The organism is Escherichia sp. WS1450, assembly GCF_046487395.1.
GTDB classification, from domain to species: domain Bacteria; phylum Pseudomonadota; class Gammaproteobacteria; order Enterobacterales; family Enterobacteriaceae; genus Escherichia; species Escherichia coli.
On record NZ_JBJQJO010000004.1, the window covers coordinates 164,509 to 185,789 of the forward strand.

Consider the following 21,281-nt stretch of genomic DNA (forward strand, 5'->3'; position numbering starts at 1 on the left):
TCAGTCTCCTTTGATGCCAGTGTTTACAACCTGACAAGCCTCTTTGAGCACCCAGTCAACAGCGTCTTGCCATGCTCCGGTTTCGACTGGCGGATTCTCACGCTTTACCAGTTCATAGAAACGTACTGCTCTAACCAGTCCATCTGACGGTTTTGCCTGTAGTGCAGCCTGAGCTATGCGGTATACCTGGAGCATACAGGCGTCGTTGATATCCATTCCGAATGGAATATCTGATGACTGAGATTCCACATCTTCCAGCCTGGCAATTTCTTTACGTAAGAAGCCTTTCAGTTCCTGCTTCTGTTTCCTGTTCATATATTTTTCCTTCAAAGTTCGGTTCGCTGACAGGGTTTCTCTTTACGGCAGACAATGACGCTTCCTTTGCTCGAGTCGGTGATTGTTACCGTGCCGTCATCACACTGGACAATGACAACGGTGTTGCTCTTTTTCGCTACGCAGTTCGGCGTGGCTGATTGTGCGAATGGCGCGAAAAACAGCAGAAAAAGTAATATTCTGCTCACTGTTGTTTCCTCCCGTTCTGTGCTGGTCTGGCGAATGAATTGCGTTGTGGTGAAAAGACCATTCGCGCCAGCGCGGCCTTGTGATTGACTGTGTTCAGTGTTCTGGCCAGTCCGCCGTTGTGCCTGCGTGTCCGCTCTTCGTGATATCTCTGCATGATTTTCCCGGCAGGCGTGCACGGCTCCGGTTCCTCCGGCGAACGGCGCGGACGAATGACGACAGTCCAGCTATGGCTCTCGCTGCCCGGCCGCCTGTTGAGTATGTCGGCGATGGTGGTCTCCGTGGTGCGATCGGGGCTGACTATCGTGATTTCCAGCTCGTCGCCCGGTTGTGGCCTTGTGGCAGGCCTGAACAGTGTCAGCACCGGCATACGCTGGCGCATGATGGCCTCAAACTGTGGGCGCTGCATGGTGCAGCAAAATCGCGTCATGCTCCCGCCTCCACTGGCTGCTCTGTGATGATGTGACGGGCTGACTCATCCCAGTACGCTGTTCCCCCGTTATCCAGACGCACACGGGCACCGTTACGCACGGAGATGATGGCCGCGTCAGGCAACTGCACACCCAGCGCATCAAGTTCGCGGGCGATTTGCGTGTCCGTCGCGGTATCCGCAGGCACGACAATCCCCACCCTTACAGGGGTGTCAGATGCCGGTGTGGTGTCGTTTTGTCCGGTTTTTGCGCCCGACGGCTGATTTTTAATCTGATTACGCAGTTTTCTCCGATCGCCCCTGCTTAACGTATTCAGCCAGCTTTCCAGGTTCTCTTCGGGAAGCGTCAGTCGTCCGGGGTCCTGCCTGTTTTCTGGTCCGTGATTGTCTGTTTTTTCATCCCGGGGACAGTTATTGCCACGAGTCCAAGGGGCGACGGGGTCGCCCTGAAGGTCAAAACCCTCGCCCGTGCGGTTGTCTGGTATTGTTTCTTTTTTAACCAGTTTCCACTCGTCCGGATGGGTGCATATGGTGTACCGCTCTCCGAGCGACGGGGCGCAGATTCCGTAGATACGTTGAGGGAATTCACCGTAGTCGTTGGCTTCGTCTGCGGTTTCGTATGCGGTGCGGACCAGATACTGGTTGCGCGGAATGAGCACACCACCCTGTTTCATGATGTAGGTGGCAAAACATCCCACATCTGCGGCAGCCATAATGGCGTCAATATCGTCATGATCGAGGTGCTTCGGTGATGCCGGGTTGCGCTCCATCTGGCTTGCAAGGCGGCGGAGTTCACGCCATACCTGGCGGGGCGGAATGCCGAAAAACTGGAACTGACGGATGCGGTGAAGGCTTGCCCAGGCAATGGCGTTCTCCACGGTTTCCGCCATGGTTTTCCCGGATTCCTCATCAACGTAAGGTTTTCCGGTTTTCGGATCATTGTTGTGGAAAGCGCTGGCGTCCAGGTTCTTACCGATATAGGTTGCGATATAGCTTGCCGGTGTGCCTTTTTCCGGGTCTATCTTCTCGCATTTAAAGCGCGGTGAAATATCGTCCCCCAGTTCGTGGCGATCTGATTTAATTGCTGCTTCGCGCATAATTTCGATGATGCGCTCTGCGTTCTCCGGGGAAGTGAATACCAGCATATGCCAGTGTGGCGTGCCGTCATGGTGTGGCTCAGCGGTTCGCACGCCGTACCAGCCCAGCCCCTCTTTTTTTATTTTTTTTCTTACGGCTGCGAAGAAGTCGTAAACCAGATAATCACTGGCATCTCGTACTGTGGCACCGTTGTATTTCGGGTTCAGGCTGCCGTTCTCGTTCACGCTGTGAAAGCGGGAAGGGGTGGTTACTGTGATGAAGAATGCGACGTCAGCCCGTAATTCGGCCACCATCTCCATCCCTCTGACGCAGACCATCATTTCATTGCGGCGGTTGCGTGGATTACCCAGGCCAGCCCAGTACACGTCCTCCAGACTCAGGCGCTCGCCGTCTTCGTTTTCAATATCCCAGCTTTTGAGAAAGTCACAGGTGCGCTGGCGCTTCTCGCGGAACTCCAGTAGTGACTCATGGCTGATATAGGGGGATTGTTTACGTGACACTCTGCCGGCGGCGCGCAGTAACTCCTCCCGCCAGAGATCGGCGACGTGGCGTAACTGGTTGTTCCACCAGGTCGCGCAGGTGATGCGCAGTACCGCACCCGGAACCCGTTCAGGGTCCGGCGGTGTGCGTCGGTTGTGCCTGATTTCGAGTTCCGGCCAGTATGGCGGGACCATGCCCAGAATTAAGGCTGTGCGTGCCACCTTCTGGTAGGCCAGCAGCCAGATAACCGGGCTGTCATTATCCTTGCCTGTCCGTTCAAGAACTTCATCACATATGCGTTCAAATTCTGCGGCGAATGCCTGGGCTGTCAGTGTGGCGATGCGCTGGATTTCGTCACGGGTGAGTTGCGGCAGTGTGAGCAGTTCTTCAAGGCGATGGCGCACGACGGTGGTTTTGAATGCCGGCGTTGCAAAGCGGTCGTTAACCCTTTCAATACGTTTCAGGCGCGCACGCAGTCCACGGCGAACGAAATTATCGGCCACGTATGCGCTGTTGTTTTTTACACCTTCACTGCGGGCACTTTGCTGTTTCCGGTTCAGTCGTGCCAGATCACGGATCAACACACTGGCAAGAAACGAGGGCAGGGTGCGAAGTTCGGCTATCGCCTCCGATACCGCCGTTGGCGGATTTTCGCGTCTGTGTCGTGCCAGCTTATCCAGCCTTATCTGCCGCTCTTCGTCCCGGTGAAGGTGTGAATTAATTTGCTTACCTTTGTCCGTGGTTGTCAGGAAGGCCACGGTTTCTTCATCCAGCCGGGCCTCAGTGCGAATGTCTTCGGTGAGGTAGTCACGGATTGCCCGTTGTAATGCGGTTGGCTTCTGCGGTAATGCTCTGCCGAATGTCTCAGGATCAATAACCGGCAGCGGGGCGTTCCACGGGTACGCCAGGTGCGTGTGGTGATGGCTCATTCCGCTTACTCCCCTGCTGTTGCCTTCTGAAATGCAGCCCGGTACAGCACAAGAAGGCGCTGGTATTCAGCGATAAAGTCTTCTGCTGTTTTAATCCCTTTCACGACCACGCTGTGGGTGGTCATTTCCAGAACGAGCACCATTTCTGACGATGACCAGCTGATAACGCTGCTGTCGCACCCGTTGATGTGGAACAGGCCCAGCTCCAGGCTGTGGTTCTGGTCTCTGACATCCACGCGGTAACGGTCGTCAACGGTGAAGGAAAAATCCCCGTATGTGGCAGCGCTGCGGGCTGCCTGTTTACAGGCGCGGCGGTAATAGTCGTGCAGGTCATTGAGACGGGAAGCGAGGCGTGGATCCACCGCCCACATCCAGTTAAAAAAATCCTGAATATCTGAAAGTCCCTTAACGCTCTTCATGAGAACCTCCGGAAACGGACGTGCGGAAGCCTCCCGCGTACGGGGGCGGGATGGCTCCGGGATGTTGATTAGTGGTGGTGCTGGTTAATGAGGTCCTGCAGCTCGCGCAGGTCATCCGCCAGGTAGCTGAATACAGCGGCGGAATACATGTTTGACAGTGCGTGGCTGCGCTCATGCAGCATATTGAAGTGCATGATATGCGCGACGCGGAATGCGCGGAAAAGTCTGCGGTTGATTTCAGTCTGGATGTGACGACGCGCAGCGTATGCGCGCTGTTGTTTGCGGTTTGCCATGGTGTGGCCTCTGTAGTTGCAAGTTTTGAAAACTCACCATCCAGAGGTTGCAATTCTGGGTGGCGAGACGTACAGGGTTGCAACCACCGGCAACTACAGAAACCGGCCCGACCGAAGTCGGCCCCATACGCCCCGCCATAATTCTGGCGCGAAAAAGACGTGGCGATACGGTACGCACAAAAAAACCGCTGGCGCGGTTGTGCGCTGTAGTTGTCAGCGGGGGTTGCAATCCCGGCACCCGTTTTATGAGGTGCAGCGGAAATGTAACCTGACTGATTGCGGCATGGCAAGCGGTTTTTTTGTGTGTGCATAGTGGTTACTCAGTCCGGTAGCAGTTCGCAAAGCACGGTGTCAGCGGCGGTATATCGTGCGTAAAGCCGGGCGAGGACCCATCTTTTAAGGGATATCCCGGCCGTGTCCCGGATGTACTTTCTGATTTCGCTGAATGTCATCCCCTGTTCATCGCGCAGTTCAGTTACCAACTCCACCAGGTGATCGCTGTATCTGGCTCTGTGGTGGAGTTCCCCGTATTTCCTGAACCGGTACCCTCTTTTTCTCAGGTTCAGTCCCACCGTGGATGTCGAGCGCCCCAGTTCATTCGCGAGTTCCCGGATGGTTTTTGTGTGGCGATTCCTGATGAGCGTGTTGAGTTCTTTTGTATTCAGGGGGGGTTGTTTGGTGTGGATAACCCCCTGAGAGAGCAAAAGACGGATGCGGCTTCGTATTGCTGGCCCGGTTCTCTGAAAGTGTTTTGTCAGTTCTGGTACGGTGTGGGAGGGGTATAAACCGACCAGTAGAGCATCTTCCTGTTGTGTCCAGGCTCTGACATGCTTCGGTGGTACACCTGATACACCCATAGGTTTAAGTGCGGGCATAGTTGTTCTCCGTTGTTCTGTTTTGTGTCGGGGTAATGGTCCGGTTTTTTCGCCTTCAACCGGAAAAGAAGGGCGTGTTAGCATTGATGAATCCGCCGTTCAGTGGATCTGGCGGACACTTTGTTCAACACGCCCGGGGGTAAAGATGTCTGGCTGCAAAAATTCCACGAGCCAGGTTACCCTGCACTCTGCGCTGATTAGGGGCAGAGCGATGACGATGAGGGATAAAACACCATGCAAAACAACCAACGTAAAAAATCGAGAGAACGGGATGAGGTCATGTTCCGTCTCTGGTACAGCTACTGGCTGGAGCGCATCGCGGCGGTATTCAATCGTCGCCTTGATGCGATCATCAACATTTTGATCCTTGCGGCGGGTGCGTTCATCGTAGCCGGCTGGCATTTCGGCTGGGTGCTTGGGGCAGTGGTGGTGGTTCTCGGAGCCTGTAATTTCATATGTCGTTTCGGGCAACGTGCGCAGGCGGCGAGTGAGCATGCCCATCGCTACAATGAGTTGATTACCAAAAGCGCCCTCCTCAGTACGGAAGCTCTGCTGGCACGCCTTCCAGAGCTTGAGATGCATGACTCTCCTGTCCTGGAATGCATGGAAAATGTGGCGTACAACAAAGCCTGTATGTCTCTGAATATCAGTCATCGTGAATCTCTCTCTTTCGCTGAAAAGATGATGGCTGCCATTACGATCGGTTTTTCCCGATAAGTGCCCTGCGTGTGTCATCTGACGCTCGCCATGTTCCCGTCAGTCGTTCGGGTTTATGACGTAATCCACGACGTTTTCCACGCGGCGGCGTAATTCCCTGTGTATCTGGCCTGGTGTTGCTGGTTCGCCCGGTTGCCCCAGGCCTGCCACAAAATCGTCGATTTCACTCATAAGCAGGTTGCGCATTACGGCGATATGGTGACGCGCCTCTTTGCCTGGTCTGCGTGCGTTGGTATCGTGTTTGCTGCTCATGTTCTTACCTCGCTTATTATCTCGAGTTCGCGCCATGACTCTGTCAGGACGGTTATCTGTGACCCGTCCGTCAGGTGGACGTAAATCAGTTCGTCACCTGCCGGGCATCGGGTGGTGGTGGCGATGACACTGCTTTCCACTTCGTATTCCATCCCGGATGTATCGGTAAAAAGCGTTTTATTGCGTCTTCTCAGAATTGCAGTCATGGTGTGGCCCTCAGTGTATTCGTGATGACGTGCCAGCCTCAGTGCTCTGAAGCTGACGTCTGAGGTTTTTCAGCTCCTGAGCCAGCCTGATGTTTTCTTCCCGGAACTCAGAAAGCGCCTGCACGGCAAGGGCGATGGCTATCGCTTCTGTCTGGTGCATCATGGCTAATAATATTTCTTCCGGATGTTCCATTAATTCACGGCTTAGTTTGTTTTTTTTCTTAATTAATTTGTTTGTGCCTTCGATTATTTTGTTGACCTGTTCACTGTTATCAATGATTCGGTTTTTTTTATTATTAAGCATTCCTGATTTCTCCTTTTTGAGCGGGTCAACCCCTCCGCGTGAGCGGATGTTTCTGGTTGTTTCTGGTGTTAAACGCCTGTTTATTTACGGCGCTTATCGCCAGTAAATAACGATTCAATGGTGTTAATGCTGTTAATTACCCGCATAATCCCCACAGCGCAAATAATGGCAAGGATAAGAATTAACCATGACATAAATACGCTCATGCTTCCTCCTGAATTACAAAGGGGGTTATTACGTTTCCTTCAGACAGGTCTTTATTAATGGCCTGTAATTCCGTCAGAGCTTCATTATCTCCGGAACCAAAGGCGCAACAGGTCAGGCCCTTGATTGCTGTAGTCAGTGCTGCAAGTGAAACAGCGTCACCGTTAGTGCCACGGCTTGTAAGTCCGTAATGGTAATTCTGAAGCGCGTCGTTAATGAGTTCTTTATAGGCTCTTTTCATCTTGCTGCCTCTTCTGTCTTATTAAGACTCCTTTTGCCTTAGTAGTCGGTATGCTGAAAGCTGCGCCCCTCGATTAAGCGGTCGGCAGTTCGCAAGGCTTCGTGCAGTGTGAAATCCTGTCCGAACTGATTGTCGCCGCTGCTCAGTGCAAAAATGCGGTTTCCGGTAAACGGATTGCGGTGGCATCTGTGGATCACGAGTCCGGCCTGCTCAATCAGCCAGGTGTGTTGACCAGTCTGTTTTACAGCATGACCGCCCGGCGTTGCGTGTGTTTCGCGCAGGCTCCAGCGGTTATTGCTGCGTGGTGCACTGTTGCGGAAATGTGGCTGTGAATAATGTTTTCGCATTATTTATCTCCTGCGCTTATTTTTCCTTCTATGCAATCTTTCATGAATAACAAATACTCATTGGCTTCCTCTTCCGTTTTTAATATTCTCTCCAGATAGAAATTCTGAAAGTGTATATAGACTTATGCTCCTACCTTTGTTGTGGCTATTATGTCTTTTGCTTTAAAGTGCAATGCGTCACTACTTCTGGAGGTTAATCTTTGTCTTGGTTTCATGTTGTTGTCTTCCTTTACTTGAATACTATTGCGGAAATATAGCTACGAATGATTACGTTGTGTGCCTCTACCTGATGAGCCAGATGACAAACGCTGTAAGTCCCGCGCCAACAACTATTGGAAAAAGCCCTTTAGAATAAGCTGCGACGTAATGAACGTTGAGGACAATAAAACGTTCTTTTTGTCCTGTTAGCTTGCCAAGCAGATAAATCACTACTACGCCTAATTCCAGGAATATAATGTTCAAAACGGCATTGATGATATTGCTGGTCATTTTCGTGTTTAGCCGGGCTGGTTGTTTTTGAGTTGCTCCAGTTTTGAAACTCTGGGGGAGTAAACCTGCTTACCTTTAACGGTCTGGCAGTCCTCCTTGTTTGCCGGTGAAAACTTTCTTTTCTTGCGGTCGTACGTCCAGTAGCTTTTCCAGTTGTGCCACTCTGGCGGTTCGCACTCCAGTAGTTCGTCGGCTAGTTCGTCCCAGGCTTTGGCGTTAAACCACCATGTACCGTCTGACTTTTCATCTTCGGGATTTGAGCGCGTTTTGTGACCCGGCATCTGCCCGCGCTGAATGGCGGCGCGTAGCGCAGATTTTGTTACCCCCAGATAGGCAGCCCCTTTTTCCAGTGACACAAGTCCTGCGACTGGGCCGTCCAGTCGTAGGGTTGCGCCCTTTTTGTAGGACGGTCTGGTTTTGGTTTCCAGGTGTTCGTTGTCGTTGGCAGCTTCAATGAATTCATTGTCCGCGCCATCATCCTGAACCGGTTGAGCGCCAGATAACTCTTTGTCGGCAATAATCTCCCGCATTTGTTATCCTCTTGCATTGGTGCGCTTGTTGCGCCTTTTGATGATTTTTGATGACTTGTAAAGATAATCGTACGGTTATCTTTTGTAGGAGATTAATCCCCAAATGAGTATCTTGTCAATAGACTATGCGAAAAAGTTGCGTTTGATACGCAAGACGGAAGGGCTAACTCAAAAGCAATTTGCTGATATTACAGGGTTATCTCTGGCAACTGTCAGGAATTATGAGTCAGGGCAAAAGATCGCCAGAGCAAAGATTGTTGAGGCCGTCCTTCAAGTGGATCGGTTTGAAAAATATATGTTCTGGCTAATCAAAGATAAGACGCTACCTGTTGCCGGTCAGATCGCCCCGGCTCTCTCTCTTGATGGCTCCACGCAGTCGGAGGACGATCAGGTTTCAACCCGCAATACCCAAAAATCACCCCAATCAGGCCGCAATGCTGGCTGACGCTGTATATTGAACGGGCGGCGTTCAGTAAGCAGGGGTTAACAGGTTTATCCGTCGGAGGTGCTGATCATGTCGATTAAGCAACTCAAAGACGGACGTTATCAGGTTGATGTAAGGCCTCAGGGGGCGGGAGGAAGGCGGATTCGTAAGATTTTCACCCTGAAATCAAAGGCGCAGGAATTCGAAAGATACGTTCTTCAGAATTTCCACAATAACCCGTGGCAGGCAAGGCCCGCCGATCAACGGCGGTTATCAGAACTGATTGAGGTGTGGTGGATGCTTGATGGTCGTAATCAGGCATATGGTGATACCTACAGAACCAGACTGGAGAAGGTGATACGTGAAATGGGGGACCCGCGCGCCAGCCAGATGACACGAAAATTCGTGATTGAGTATCGCTCGGATAAGTTGCAGGCGGGACTGATGCCGTCCAGTATCAATCGCGACCTGTGCGCCTTATCTGCGATGTTTTCGTTGTTAATTGACGCGGAGGTTTATCATAACGAAAACCCTGTGCGCGGAATACGTAAACTCAAGGTTCAGAATACAGAAATGGCCTTTCTTTCAGATGACGAGATTGATCGCCTTCTGAAACGGCTTGAGGGTGATGCACGACGCATTGCCATTCTGTGCCTTTCGACCGGGGCCAGATGGAAAGAGGCGTCAACGCTTCGCGGGGAACACATCGTGGGTAACAGGGTGACGTTCTTTAACACAAAGAACGGGAAATCGCGCTCGGTTCCTGTAGCTGATTCCGTTGTGCCGTTAATTAAAACCCGCCGGACCGGCCTGTTATATCAGGTTGATTATCTCAGTTTCAGGGAGATCCTTCAGGAGGTGAAGCCCGACTTACCCAAAGGGCAGGCCACGCATGTCATGCGGCACACGTTCGCCACGCATTTCATGATGAACGGCGGGAACATCGTCACGTTGCAGAGGATCCTGGGTCACGCCACGATTCAGCAAACGATGACGTATGCGCATTTTTCACCGGACTTTTTACAGGATGCGATCAGCTTTAATCCGCTGGCTGAAAGTGTCCATAAACTGTCCATCGACCAGTAATTATTTGTGATAATTTGCTCCCCTTGTTTTTGTTTACTTATTGAAAAATAAGGAAATCAGCAAGAGGAGTAAGTACCGTTAAATCTCCTGCGGGCGCTTTTTTTGTCTCCCTTTGATACCGAACAATAATTACTCCTCACTTACACGTAATACTACTTTCGAGTGAAAATCTACCTATCTCTTTGATTTTCAAATTATTCGATGTATACAAACCTATATAGCGACCTGCTATAGAAATAATTACACAATACGGTTTGTTACTGGAATCAATCGTGAGCAAGCTTGAGTGAGCCATTATGAAAACGAAAATCCCTGATGCGGTATTGGCTGCTGAGGTGAGTCGCCGTGGTTTGGTAAAAACGACAGCGATCGGCGGCCTGGCAATGGCCAGCAGCGCATTAACATTACCTTTTAGTCGGATTGCGCACGCTGTCGATAGCGCCATTCCAACAAAATCAGACGAAAAGGTTATCTGGAGCGCCTGTACAGTTAACTGTGGTAGTCGCTGCCCGCTACGTATGCACGTTGTGGACGGTGAAATTAAATATGTTGAAACGGATAATACCGGCGATGACAACTATGACGGCCTGCACCAGGTGCGCGCCTGTCTGCGTGGGCGTTCCATGCGTCGCCGTGTCTACAATCCGGACCGCCTGAAATATCCGATGAAACGAGTCGGGGCGCGCGGTGAAGGCAAATTCGAGCGCATTAGCTGGGAAGAAGCCTACGACATCATCGCGACCAATATGCAGCGCCTGATCAAAGAGTACGGCAACGAGTCTATCTATCTGAACTATGGTACCGGTACGCTGGGCGGCACCATGACCCGCTCCTGGCCGCCGGGAAATACCCTGGTCGCTCGCCTGATGAACTGCTGCGGCGGTTATCTGAACCATTACGGTGACTACTCTTCCGCGCAAATTGCGGAAGGTTTGAACTATACCTACGGCGGCTGGGCAGATGGTAACAGCCCGTCGGATATCGAAAACAGTAAACTGGTAGTGCTGTTTGGTAATAACCCTGGCGAAACGCGAATGAGTGGCGGTGGGGTGACTTACTATCTTGAACAGGCGCGTCAGAAATCTAATGCTCGCATGATCATCATCGATCCGCGCTATACCGACACCGGAGCCGGGCGCGAAGATGAGTGGATCCCCATTCGTCCGGGAACAGATGCCGCACTGGTTAACGGTCTGGCGTATGTCATGATCACCGAAAACCTGGTGGATCAGGCATTCCTCGATAAATATTGCGTTGGCTACGACGAGAAAACACTGCCAGCCAGTGCGCCGAAAAATGGTCACTATAAAGCTTATATTCTGGGTGAAGGGCCAGATGGCGTGGCTAAAACGCCGGAATGGGCCTCGCAAATCACCGGTGTTCCGGCAGACAAAATCATCAAACTGGCTCGTGAAATCGGCAGTACCAAACCGGCGTTTATCAGCCAGGGATGGGGCCCGCAGCGTCACGCTAACGGTGAAATCGCAACCCGTGCTATCTCGATGCTGGCGATTCTGACCGGTAACGTTGGTATTAACGGAGGCAACAGCGGCGCGCGTGAAGGTTCATACAGCTTACCGTTTGTCCGTATGCCGACCCTCGAAAACCCGATCCAGACCAGCATTTCGATGTTTATGTGGACCGATGCCATTGAACGTGGCCCGGAAATGACAGCGCTGCGTGATGGTGTGCGCGGGAAAGATAAGCTGGATGTGCCGATCAAAATGATCTGGAACTATGCCGGTAACTGCCTGATTAACCAGCATTCTGAAATCAACCGTACCCATGAAATCCTTCAGGATGATAAGAAGTGCGAGCTGATTGTGGTTATCGACTGCCACATGACCTCATCAGCGAAATATGCTGACATCCTGCTGCCTGACTGCACCGCTTCCGAACAGATGGACTTTGCACTGGATGCATCCTGCGGGAATATGTCTTACGTGATTTTCAACGATCAGGTGATTAAACCGCGCTTTGAATGTAAGACCATCTATGAAATGACCAGCGAACTGGCAAAACGTCTTGGCGTTGAGCAACAGTTTACTGAAGGCCGTACACAGGAAGAGTGGATGCGGCATCTGTATGCCCAGTCGCGGGAAGCGATTCCTGAACTGCCAACGTTTGAAGAGTTCCGCAAGCAGGGGATCTTTAAAAAGCGCGACCCACAAGGGCACCACGTTGCTTATAAAGCTTTCCGTGAAGATCCTCAGGCAAATCCACTGACCACGCCATCGGGTAAAATTGAGATTTATTCGCAGGCGCTGGCTGACATTGCCGCGACTTGGGAATTGCCAGAAGGCGATGTGATCGATCCACTGCCGATCTATACGCCGGGCTTTGAAAGTTATCAGGATCCGCTGAACAAACAATATCCGCTGCAGCTTACGGGTTTCCACTATAAATCTCGCGTTCACTCAACTTACGGCAACGTTGATGTGCTGAAAGCGGCTTGCCGTCAGGAAATGTGGATCAACCCGCTTGATGCCCAAAAACGCGGTATCAACAACGGCGATAAAGTCAGGATCTTTAACGATCGTGGTGAGGTTCATATTGAGGCGAAAGTGACGCCACGAATGATGCCGGGTGTGGTCGCACTAGGTGAAGGTGCCTGGTATGACCCGGATGCAAAACGTGTCGATAAGGGCGGTTGTATCAACGTACTGACCACTCAACGTCCGTCTCCTCTCGCTAAGGGGAATCCGTCACATACAAACCTTGTTCAGGTTGAAAAGGTGTAAGGAGTAACCGATGACAACCCAGTATGGATTTTTTATTGATTCCAGCCGTTGCACCGGTTGCAAAACCTGCGAGCTGGCCTGTAAAGACTACAAAGATTTGACGCCAGAAGTCAGCTTCCGCCGCATTTATGAATATGCTGGCGGCGACTGGCAGGAAGATAACGGTGTCTGGCACCAGAACGTGTTTGCCTACTATCTGTCGATTTCATGTAACCACTGCGAAGATCCGGCTTGTACTAAAGTCTGCCCGAGCGGTGCGATGCATAAACGTGAAGATGGTTTTGTTGTGGTCGATGAAGATGTGTGCATTGGCTGCCGCTACTGCCATATGGCTTGCCCGTATGGCGCACCGCAATATAACGAAACGAAAGGCCATATGACCAAATGCGATGGTTGTTATGACCGTGTTGCGGAGGGGAAAAAGCCGATCTGTGTTGAATCTTGCCCGCTGCGGGCGCTGGATTTCGGCCCTATCGACGAGCTGCGTAAAAAACATGGCGATCTGGCGGCCGTTGCGCCGTTGCCGCGAGCTCACTTTACCAAACCGAATATTGTGATCAAACCCAATGCCAACAGCCGCCCGACCGGGGATACCACTGGCTATCTGGCAAACCCGAAGGAGGTGTGAGATGGGAAGTGGATGGCATGAATGGCCGCTGATGATCTTCACGGTCTTCGGGCAATGTGTAGCGGGTGGTTTTATCGTTCTGGCTTTGGCGCTGCTCAAAGGCGACCTGCGAGCAGAAGCCCAGCAGCGTGTTATTGCCTGCATGTTTGGTTTATGGGTGCTGATGGGCATTGGCTTTATCGCCTCTATGCTTCATCTTGGTTCACCGATGCGCGCCTTTAACTCGCTCAACCGGGTAGGGGCTTCAGCACTCAGTAACGAAATCGCCAGCGGTTCGATCTTTTTTGCTGTTGGTGGCATCGGCTGGTTGCTGGCAATGCTGAAAAAGCTGTCACCGGCATTGCGTACGCTGTGGCTGATAGTGACGATGGTTCTTGGCGTCATCTTTGTCTGGATGATGGTGCGTGTGTATAACAGCATTGATACCGTTCCGACCTGGTACAGCATCTGGACGCCGATGGGCTTCTTCCTGACGATGTTTATGGGCGGCCCGTTACTGGGTTACCTGTTGCTGAGTCTGGCTGGCGTCGATGGCTGGGCGATGCGTCTGCTGCCAGCCATTTCTGTACTGGCCCTGGTAGTGAGTGGCGTGGTGTCAGTGATGCAGGGCGCAGAGCTGGCGACTATTCATAGCTCTGTGCAGCAGGCCGCAGCGCTGGTGCCGGACTATGGTGCGCTGATGTCCTGGCGGATCGTGCTTTTGGCTGTTGCCCTGTGCTTGTGGATTGCACCACAGCTAAAAGGTTATCAGCCTGCGGTTCCGCTACTTTCCGTATCATTCATTCTGCTTCTGGCAGGGGAATTAATCGGTCGCGGCGTATTCTATGGTTTGCATATGACCGTGGGGATGGCCGTCGCAAGCTAATCAGTAACAACCGGGGTTTCGACCCCGGTTCTCTTTTATTTCTGCTTCGTTAATGTGTCATAACTGGTCATCAAATTACGATAATCAGGAATGTGGTTAGAGAACAACGTCGCCAGTCCTTCAATATCATTACGCCAGTCACGGTGCAGCTCGCAAGCCACGCCGAACCATGTCATCAATTGCGCACCAGCTTGCGACATGCGATCCCACGCCGAATGCCGGGTAATTTCATTAAAGGTCCCTGATGCATCAGTCACGACAAATACATCAAACCCCTCTTCAATGGCTGAAAGCGCCGGGAATGCCACGCAAACTTCGGTTACCACACCGGCAATAATTAACTGTTTTTTACCTGTCGCTTTGACAGCTTTTACAAAATCTTCGTTATCCCAGGCGTTAATATTTCCCGGGCGAGCAATGTAAGGTGCATCGGGAAACTGTGCTTTCAGTTCTGGAACTAATGGGCCGTTAGGACCGGTTTCAAAACTGGTGGTAAGAATAGTAGGTAAGTTGAAATACTTAGCCAGGTCGCCCAGCGCCAGCACGTTATTTTTAAACTTATCGGGTTCGATATCCCGTACAAGGGAAAGTAAACCAGCCTGGTGATCAACAAGCAAAACGGCAGCATCATTTTTATCAAGACGAACATACGGTTTGGTCATCCTCTTCTCCTTTCGAGAGTCAGTGGTACGTCTGAAATCGGTCAGACGCGATGCATTGCTCTGAAAGCATAGACGGGAAATATGAGTTTGCTGTGACCATGAAATTTTTCGACTGAACGAAGCGTATGAAATTTGTGTTAGATCAATAAAAACAATCAGATGAGATTAATCGTCTCTCCAGCATTAGCGTTATGAATGAGTAATATAAATCGATAATACCTCCGCTGCGATATGCGCGTATTTTCACCCATTGACAATGTTTTTGGCGGTGGCATGATGCGCATGAAATTTGAACTTCCTCACGGTTTTAATTCATGTCCACGTATACCCGGCCTGTCATGCTTTTGCTGTCTGGCCTGCTTTTGTTGACTCTGGCGATCGCAGTGTTAAATACACTCGTGCCGCTTTGGCTCGCCCAGGAACATATGTCCACATGGCAGGTAGGCGTTGTCAGCTCATCCTATTTTACCGGCAACCTGGTCGGTACATTGCTGACAGGGTATGTCATTAAGCGCATTGGCTTTAACCGCAGCTATTATCTGGCCTCCTTCATTTTTGCCGCTGGCTGTGCCGGCCTTGGTCTAATGATTGGATTCTGGAGCTGGTTGGCTTGGCGTTTTGTCGCCGGCGTCGGCTGTGCCATGATTTGGGTGGTTGTTGAGAGCGCGCTGATGTGCAGTGGGACGTCACGTAACCGTGGGCGTTTGCTTGCTGCGTATATGATGGTTTATTACGTGGGAACGTTTTTAGGCCAGTTACTGGTCAGCAAAGTTTCAACCGAGCTGATGTCCGTATTGCCGTGGGTTACAGGTTTGACGTTGGCAGGGATCTTACCGCTGTTGTTTACGCGTGTGCTGAATCAGCAGGCTGAAAACCATGATTCGACGTCAATTACGTCAATGCTAAAACTCCGTCAGGCGCGGCTTGGCGTGAATGGCTGCATTATCTCAGGAATCGTTCTGGGATCTCTATATGGCCTGATGCCGCTGTTCCTCAATCACAAAGGGGTGAGCAATGCCAGCATTGGTTTCTGGATGGCGGTACTGGTCAGTGCGGGTATCCTTGGACAATGGCCGATTGGACGTCTGGCGGATAAGTTTGGTCGACTGCTGGTGTTGCGTGTTCAGGTCTTTGTCGTCATTCTCGGCAGTATCGCGATGCTTAGCCAGGCGGCGATGGCCCCAGCGTTATTCATCCTCGGTGCCGCTGGCTTTACGCTATATCCGGTGGCGATGGCATGGGCTTGCGAGAAAGTTGAACATCATCAACTGGTGGCGATGAACCAGGCCTTACTGTTGAGCTATACCGTGGGAAGTCTGCTTGGCCCGTCATTTACTGCCATGCTAATGCAGAATTTCTCCGATAATTTATTGTTTATCATGATCGCCAGCGTATCGTTTATCTATTTGCTGATGCTGCTTCGCAACGCCGGTCATACGCCGAAACCCGTTGCTCACGTGTAAATGAATTCAAGCAGAGTGTGAACTTACTGTTTCACACTCTGCTTTTTTGTTTCTTCTATCTGACTTGCTTTATTCCAAATTTTATTCGTTTAAAAATAAAATGTGCAGCAGGTTATAATTTTGCATTTCGCTATTTCCGCACTTCTTATTTGCCGCGCATAATCCCTCGTTTTACAGATGCCCCTTTAATTTTGGCGAAGGATTTGTCTATGGCTGGGAATGTTCAGGAAAAACAGCTGCGATGGTACAACATTGCGCTGATGTCTTTTATCACTGTCTGGGGTTTTGGCAACGTTGTTAATAACTACGCCAACCAGGGGCTGGTGGTTGTTTTTTCATGGGTGTTTATCTTTGCGCTCTATTTCACACCTTATGCGCTAATTGTTGGTCAGTTAGGCTCGACCTTCAAAGATGGGAAGGGCGGGGTCAGTACCTGGATTAAACACACGATGGGACCCGGACTGGCTTACCTCGCCGCGTGGACCTACTGGGTAGTGCATATTCCCTATCTGGCACAAAAACCCCAGGCAATACTGATTGCGCTCGGTTGGGCGATGAAAGGCGACGGTTCGTTAATCAAAGAATATTCAGTCGTAGCGTTACAGGGGTTAACGCTGGTGCTGTTTATCTTCTTTATGTGGGTTGCTTCACGCGGTATGAAATCGCTGAAAATCGTCGGTTCTGTGGCAGGGATTGCGATGTTTGTTATGTCGCTCCTGTATGTGGCGATGGCGGTAACCGCGCCTGCGATTACTGAAGTGCATATTGCGACCACAAACATTACCTGGGAAACGTTCATTCCTCATATCGACTTTACCTACATTACCACTATTTCAATGCTGGTTTTCGCGGTTGGCGGAGCAGAGAAGATTTCTCCTTACGTTAATCAAACGCGCAACCCAGGAAAAGAATTTCCAAAAGGGATGTTATGCCTGGCGGTGATGGTTGCGGTTTGTGCCATTCTGGGCTCACTGGCGATGGGGATGATGTTTGACTCGCGTAATATCCCGGATGACTTAATGACTAACGGTCAGTATTACGCCTTTCAGAAGCTGGGCGAGTATTACAACATGGGTAATACTTTAATGGTGATTTATGCCATTGCGAATACCCTGGGACAAGTAGCTGCGCTGGTATTCTCGATTGATGCGCCGCTTAAAGTGTTATTAGGCGATGCTGACAGCAAATATATTCCAGCCAGTTTATGTCGTACCAACGCTTCTGGTACGCCCGTTAATGGCTATTTTCTGACCCTGGTGCTGGTGGCGATCCTGATAATGCTACCGACTCTCGGCATTGGTGATATGAACAATCTCTATAAATGGCTGTTGAATCTTAACTCGGTAGTGATGCCGCTGCGTTATTTATGGGTATTTGTTGCATTTATTGCAGTTGTTCGCCTGGCGCAGAAATATAAGCCGGAATATGTCTTTATTCGTAATAAGCCGCTGGCAATGACCGTCGGAATTTGGTGTTTTGCATTTACCGCTTTTGCCTGTTTGACGGGGATCTTCCCGAAAATGGAAGCCTTCACTGCAGAGTGGACCTTCCAGTTGGCGCTGAATGTTGCAACGCCGTTTGTGTTGGTAGGATTAGGACTGATATTCCCGCTGCTGGCGCGTAAAGCGAATGGTAAATAATTATTGTGGTCGATGACGCTGACTCTGGCAGATCTGACCCGTTTTTACATAATCGAGAAATGCGCGCAAGCCGCAGGACATATACTGGCGGTTTGGGTAATACATTTGGAAGCTGTGCTGTAAGGGCGTTAGAAATAGAGCTCTGAATTATTTATGCAGCGCGGAATAAAAAAGCGGCAACTCAATAAAGTTGCCGCTTTACGGGGAAATTAGAACATTACCTTATGACCGTACTGCTCAAGAATACCTTTCACGCGTTCCATGGTCTCTTTCTTCGGTGGTTTAACACCATCAAGTTTGTATTCTTCACCCATCGCCACCCATTTGTGTTTGCCCAGTTCGTGGTAGGGGAGAAGCTCGATTTTCTCAACGTTGCCCATATCACGGGTAAATTCACCGAGGCGATGCGCTGAATCGTCATCGTCAGACCAGCCTGGGACAACAACGTAGCGGATCCACACCTTCACATTTTTGTTCGCCAGATATTTGGCGAACTCCAGCGTGCGGTGGTTTGAAACTCCAACCAGATTTTGGTGGATCTCGTCGTTCATCTGTTTGAGATCGAGCATTACCAGGTCGGTTACTTCCAGCAGTTCATCAATCACCGGATCGTAACGACGAACAAAACCGTTGGTGTCCAGACAGGTATGAATGCCTTCTTTTTTGCAGGCGCGGAACCAGTCACGAACAAACTCAGCTTGCAGGATTGCTTCACCGCCGGATGCGGTAACGCCGCCGCCGGAAGCGTTCATAAAGTGGCGATAGGTCACCACCTCTTTCATTAAATCTTCAACGGTAACTTCTTTACCGCCATGCGTGTCCCAGGTGTCGCGGTTATGACAATACAGGCAGCGCATCAGGCAGCCCTGGAAAAAGGTGATAAAGCGAATACCCGGGCCGTCTACGGTTCCACAGGATTCAAAGGAGTGAATGCGACCAATAACTGACATTGCGGTGTTTCTCCAGATGTGGCCCATCTGAGGCCGTGTTGGTGCGCAGCTCGAAGGCTACGTCGAGTCTGTTTTGGCAGTCACCTTAAAGTATAGATAGCTGACAAAAAAGGCTCTCGTGCTAAAAAAGGCCCCACTTTCGTGGAGCCTTTATTGTACGCTTTTTACTGTACGATTTCAGTCAAATCTAATTACATAGATTGAGTGAAGGTACGAGTAATAACGTCCTGCTGCTGTTCTTTAGTCAGCGAGTTGAAACGTACTGCGTAGCCAGATACACGGATGGTCAGCTGCGGATATTTTTCCGGGTTTTCCATCGCGTCGAGCAGCATTTCACGGTTCATCACGTTAACGTTCAGGTGCTGACCACCTTCGATGGACGCTTCGTGGTGGAAGTAACCATCCATCAGACCAGCCAGGTTGGTCTTACGAACTTCGTCGTCTTTACCCAGTGCGTTCGGAACGATAGAGAAGGTGTAGGAGATACCATCTTTAGCGTAAGCAAACGGCAGTTTAGCAACGGAAGTCAGAGAGGCTACTGCACCTTTCTGGTCACGACCGTGCATCGGGTTAGCACCCGGTCCGAACGGCGCGCCAGCACGACGACCGTCTGGGGTGTTACCAGTTTTCTTACCATACACAACGTTAGAAGTGATGGTCAGAACAGACTGAGTCGGGATAGCGTCACGGTAGGTGTGCAGTTTCTGAATTTTCTTCATGAAACGTTCTACCAGGTCAACAGCCAGGTCATCTACACGCGGATCGTTGTTACCAAACTGCGGGTATTCGCCTTCGATTTCGAAGTCGATAGCCAGACCGTCTTCGTCACGAATCGGTTTAACTTTCGCATATTTGATTGCAGACAGGGAGTCAGCAGCAACGGACAGACCAGCGATACCACACGCCATGGTGCGGATAACGTCACGGTCGTGCAGCGCCATCAGAGAGGCTTCGTAGCTGTACTTGTCGTGCATGTAGTGGATGATGTTCAGTGCAGTGATGTACTGTTTAGCCAGCCAGTCCATGAAGTGATCCATGCGCTCCATCACTTCATCGTAGTTCAGGAGATCGCCTTTGATCGGCTCAGACTTCGGACCAACCTGCATTTTCAGTTTTTCGTCAACGCCACCGTTGATTGCGTACAGCATGGTTTTCGCCAGGTTTGCACGCGCACCGAAGAACTGCATTTGTTTACCAACGATCATCGGGCTTACGCAGCAAGCGATAGCGTAGTCATCGTTGTTGAAGTCCGGACGCATCAGGTCATCGTTCTCATACTGCAGAGAAGAGGTGTCGATGGACACTTTAGCGGCGAATTTCTTGAAGTTCAGCGGCAGTTTTTCAGACCACAGAATGGTCATGTTCGGTTCCGGAGACGGACCCATGGTGTACAGGGTGTTCAGGAAACGGAAGCTGTTTTTGGTAACCAGGGTACGACCGTCGAGGCCCATACCACCGATAGATTCGGTTGCCCAGATCGGGTCGCCAGAGAACAGTTCATCGTATTCCGGAGTACGCAGGAAGCGAACCATACGCAGTTTCATGACCAGGTGGTCAACCATTTCCTGCGCTTCTTGTTCGGTGATCTTGCCAGCTTTCAGGTCACGTTCGATGTACACATCCAGGAAGGTGGAGGTACGACCGAAGGACATTGCAGCACCGTTCTGAGACTTAACAGCAGCCAGGTAGCCGAAGTAAGTCCACTGGATAGCTTCCTGAGCGTTGGTAGCCGGACCAGAGATGTCGTAGCCGTATTTCGCAGCCATTTCTTTCATCTGACCCAGAGCGCGGTGCTGTTCAGCGATTTCTTCGCGCAGACGGATAGTCTGTTCCAGGTTTACGCCGTTTTCCAGATCAGCCTGCAGAGAGGTGAACTGTGCAAGTTTGTCTTTCATCAGGTAGTCGATACCGTACAGCGCAACGCGACGGTAGTCACCGATGATACGACCACGGCCATAAGCATCTGGCAGACCGGTCAGAACACCGGATTTACGGCAACGCAGGATGTCCGGAGTGTAAACGTCGAACACGCCCTGGTTGTGAGTTTTACGGTATTCAGTGAAGATTTTTTTGATCATCGGGTCCAGTTCGCGGTTGTACGCTTTGCAGGAACCTTCGATCATTTTGATACCACCGAACGGGATAAGAGCACGTTTCAGCGGAGCTTCAGTCTGCAGACCAACAACTTTTTCCAACGCTTTGTTGATGTAGCCAGCGTCGTGAGAGGTGATGGTGGAAGCAACAGCGGTGTCAAAGTCAACTGGCGCGTGAGTGCGGTTTTCCAGTTTAACGCCTTCCATTACTTTGTCCCACAGGGTGGTGGTCGCTTCAGTAGCGCCAGCCAGGAAGGACTCGTCACCCTCGTACGGAGTGTAGTTTTTCTGAATGAAGTCACGGACGTTTACTTCATTCTGCCAGTCACCTTTGGTAAAACCTTCCCAGGCTGTGGCTAACTTTTCATTAAGCTCGGACATGTAACACCTACCTTC

General features: G+C 50.9%; 26 protein-coding genes and 1 pseudogene. 8 read left to right on the forward strand and 19 right to left on the reverse strand.

The window, feature by feature from the left end; translation table 11 throughout:
* The 7 genes from ACJHYR_RS06695 to ACJHYR_RS06725 all read right to left on the reverse strand — a co-directional run bounded on the left by ACJHYR_RS06695 (position 1) and on the right by ACJHYR_RS06725 (position 5,043).
* Positions 1–315, reverse strand: coding sequence for a hypothetical protein (locus ACJHYR_RS06695; RefSeq protein ID WP_001080487.1), 315 nt, complete (start codon positions 313–315; stop codon positions 1–3).
* An 11-nt stretch (positions 316–326) separates the two neighbouring features.
* A complete protein-coding gene (locus ACJHYR_RS06700; protein WP_000086827.1) occupies positions 327–521 on the reverse strand; it encodes a hypothetical protein in 195 nt (64 codons plus the stop codon).
* On the reverse strand, positions 518–949 hold the full coding sequence (locus tag ACJHYR_RS06705; RefSeq protein ID WP_000196517.1) for a hypothetical protein: 432 nt from the start codon (positions 947–949) through the stop codon (positions 518–520). The genes ACJHYR_RS06700 and ACJHYR_RS06705 overlap by 4 nt, the downstream gene beginning before the upstream one ends.
* Entirely contained in the window at positions 946–3,456 is a 2,511-nt protein-coding gene (locus ACJHYR_RS06710; protein ID WP_029399953.1) for a replication endonuclease, read from the reverse strand. The genes ACJHYR_RS06705 and ACJHYR_RS06710 overlap by 4 nt, the downstream gene beginning before the upstream one ends.
* Before the next feature lie 5 nt (positions 3,457–3,461).
* Positions 3,462–3,875: a hypothetical protein gene (locus ACJHYR_RS06715; protein WP_029399955.1), complete on the reverse strand. Its 414-nt coding sequence runs from the start codon at positions 3,873–3,875 to the stop codon at positions 3,462–3,464.
* A gap of 68 nt (positions 3,876–3,943) precedes the next feature.
* On the reverse strand, positions 3,944–4,168 hold the full coding sequence (locus ACJHYR_RS06720) for a derepression protein (RefSeq protein ID WP_410233106.1): 225 nt from the start codon (positions 4,166–4,168) through the stop codon (positions 3,944–3,946).
* A gap of 320 nt (positions 4,169–4,488) precedes the next feature.
* Positions 4,489–5,043, reverse strand: coding sequence for a DNA-binding protein (locus ACJHYR_RS06725; protein WP_077248670.1), 555 nt, complete (start codon positions 5,041–5,043; stop codon positions 4,489–4,491).
* A 234-nt stretch (positions 5,044–5,277) separates the two neighbouring features.
* Between ACJHYR_RS06725 and ACJHYR_RS06730 the strand changes: the two genes are divergently transcribed.
* On the forward strand, positions 5,278–5,760 hold the full coding sequence (locus tag ACJHYR_RS06730; protein ID WP_029399959.1) for a hypothetical protein: 483 nt from the start codon (positions 5,278–5,280) through the stop codon (positions 5,758–5,760).
* 39 nt (positions 5,761–5,799) lie between these two features.
* On the opposite strand, the gene ACJHYR_RS06735 is transcribed toward ACJHYR_RS06730, so the two are convergent.
* The 8 genes from ACJHYR_RS06735 to ACJHYR_RS06770 all read right to left on the reverse strand — a co-directional run bounded on the left by ACJHYR_RS06735 (position 5,800) and on the right by ACJHYR_RS06770 (position 8,333).
* Positions 5,800–6,012: a hypothetical protein gene (locus ACJHYR_RS06735; RefSeq protein WP_000095507.1), complete on the reverse strand. Its 213-nt coding sequence runs from the start codon at positions 6,010–6,012 to the stop codon at positions 5,800–5,802.
* On the reverse strand, positions 6,009–6,218 hold the full coding sequence (locus ACJHYR_RS06740; RefSeq protein ID WP_000125224.1) for a hypothetical protein: 210 nt from the start codon (positions 6,216–6,218) through the stop codon (positions 6,009–6,011). The genes ACJHYR_RS06735 and ACJHYR_RS06740 overlap by 4 nt, the downstream gene beginning before the upstream one ends.
* A 10-nt stretch (positions 6,219–6,228) precedes the next feature.
* A complete protein-coding gene (locus ACJHYR_RS06745) occupies positions 6,229–6,522 on the reverse strand; it encodes a hypothetical protein (protein WP_029399961.1) in 294 nt (97 codons plus the stop codon).
* An 80-nt stretch (positions 6,523–6,602) separates the two neighbouring features.
* The gene (locus tag ACJHYR_RS06750; RefSeq protein ID WP_024211217.1) at positions 6,603–6,728 is read right to left on the reverse strand and encodes a hypothetical protein; all 126 of its coding nucleotides are present in this window, start codon (positions 6,726–6,728) and stop codon (positions 6,603–6,605) included.
* Positions 6,725–6,967, reverse strand: coding sequence for a DUF4754 family protein (locus ACJHYR_RS06755; protein WP_029399963.1), 243 nt, complete (start codon positions 6,965–6,967; stop codon positions 6,725–6,727). Before ACJHYR_RS06755 ends, ACJHYR_RS06750 begins: the two co-directional genes overlap by 4 nt.
* Before the next feature lie 38 nt (positions 6,968–7,005).
* On the reverse strand, positions 7,006–7,314 hold the full coding sequence (locus tag ACJHYR_RS06760) for a DUF4761 family protein (protein ID WP_029399964.1): 309 nt from the start codon (positions 7,312–7,314) through the stop codon (positions 7,006–7,008).
* 282 nt (positions 7,315–7,596) lie between these two features.
* Entirely contained in the window at positions 7,597–7,803 is a 207-nt protein-coding gene (locus tag ACJHYR_RS06765) for a hypothetical protein (RefSeq protein ID WP_029399966.1), read from the reverse strand.
* A gap of 8 nt (positions 7,804–7,811) precedes the next feature.
* Positions 7,812–8,333, reverse strand: a complete 522-nt coding sequence (locus ACJHYR_RS06770) for a Cox family DNA-binding protein (RefSeq protein ID WP_001206784.1) — start codon at positions 8,331–8,333, stop codon at positions 7,812–7,814.
* A gap of 103 nt (positions 8,334–8,436) precedes the next feature.
* Here ACJHYR_RS06770 and ACJHYR_RS06775 point away from each other — a divergent pair, with 103 nt between their 5' ends.
* The 5 genes from ACJHYR_RS06775 (at position 8,437) to dmsC (ending at position 14,077) form a co-directional block, all read left to right on the forward strand.
* Positions 8,437–8,778 carry a helix-turn-helix domain-containing protein gene (locus tag ACJHYR_RS06775; RefSeq protein ID WP_000025789.1) on the forward strand — a complete coding sequence of 114 codons (342 nt, stop codon included), beginning with the start codon at positions 8,437–8,439 and terminating at the stop codon, positions 8,776–8,778.
* Between the two features lie 69 nt (positions 8,779–8,847).
* Positions 8,848–9,843, forward strand: coding sequence for a tyrosine-type recombinase/integrase (locus ACJHYR_RS06780; protein ID WP_029399967.1), 996 nt, complete (start codon positions 8,848–8,850; stop codon positions 9,841–9,843).
* A gap of 296 nt (positions 9,844–10,139) precedes the next feature.
* Complete coding sequence (gene dmsA / locus ACJHYR_RS06785; RefSeq protein WP_000850305.1) at positions 10,140–12,584, forward strand: dimethylsulfoxide reductase subunit A; 2,445 nt, start codon at positions 10,140–10,142, stop codon at positions 12,582–12,584.
* A gap of 10 nt (positions 12,585–12,594) precedes the next feature.
* Entirely contained in the window at positions 12,595–13,212 is a 618-nt protein-coding gene (dmsB, locus tag ACJHYR_RS06790) for a dimethylsulfoxide reductase iron-sulfur subunit DmsB (protein ID WP_000213098.1), read from the forward strand.
* Position 13,213: 1 nt separating this feature from the next.
* Entirely contained in the window at positions 13,214–14,077 is an 864-nt protein-coding gene (gene dmsC, locus ACJHYR_RS06795) for a dimethyl sulfoxide reductase anchor subunit DmsC (protein WP_000534637.1), read from the forward strand.
* Positions 14,078–14,112: 35 nt separating this feature from the next.
* Here dmsC and ycaC read toward each other — a convergent pair whose 3' ends face one another.
* Positions 14,113–14,739: an isochorismate family cysteine hydrolase YcaC gene (gene ycaC / locus ACJHYR_RS06800; RefSeq protein ID WP_000165876.1), complete on the reverse strand. Its 627-nt coding sequence runs from the start codon at positions 14,737–14,739 to the stop codon at positions 14,113–14,115.
* Positions 14,740–15,053: 314 nt separating this feature from the next.
* Between ycaC and ACJHYR_RS06805 the strand changes: the two genes are divergently transcribed.
* Complete coding sequence (locus ACJHYR_RS06805; protein ID WP_000109291.1) at positions 15,054–16,202, forward strand: MFS transporter; 1,149 nt, start codon at positions 15,054–15,056, stop codon at positions 16,200–16,202.
* A 209-nt stretch (positions 16,203–16,411) separates the two neighbouring features.
* Positions 16,412–17,842: an APC family permease gene (locus tag ACJHYR_RS06810; protein ID WP_000918505.1), complete on the forward strand. Its 1,431-nt coding sequence runs from the start codon at positions 16,412–16,414 to the stop codon at positions 17,840–17,842.
* On the opposite strand, the pseudogene ACJHYR_RS06815 reads toward ACJHYR_RS06810, so the two are convergent.
* The 3 genes and pseudogenes from ACJHYR_RS06815 to pflB form a co-directional block, all read right to left on the reverse strand.
* Positions 17,843–17,953: pseudogene (locus ACJHYR_RS06815) on the reverse strand (LysR family transcriptional regulator); the annotation flags it as partial.
* A 98-nt stretch (positions 17,954–18,051) separates the two neighbouring features.
* Positions 18,052–18,792 carry a pyruvate formate lyase 1-activating protein gene (pflA, locus tag ACJHYR_RS06820; RefSeq protein WP_000111043.1) on the reverse strand — a complete coding sequence of 247 codons (741 nt, stop codon included), beginning with the start codon at positions 18,790–18,792 and terminating at the stop codon, positions 18,052–18,054.
* Positions 18,793–18,983: 191 nt separating this feature from the next.
* Entirely contained in the window at positions 18,984–21,266 is a 2,283-nt protein-coding gene (gene pflB / locus ACJHYR_RS06825) for a formate C-acetyltransferase (RefSeq protein WP_001292809.1), read from the reverse strand.
* Positions 21,267–21,281 lie beyond the last annotated feature (15 nt).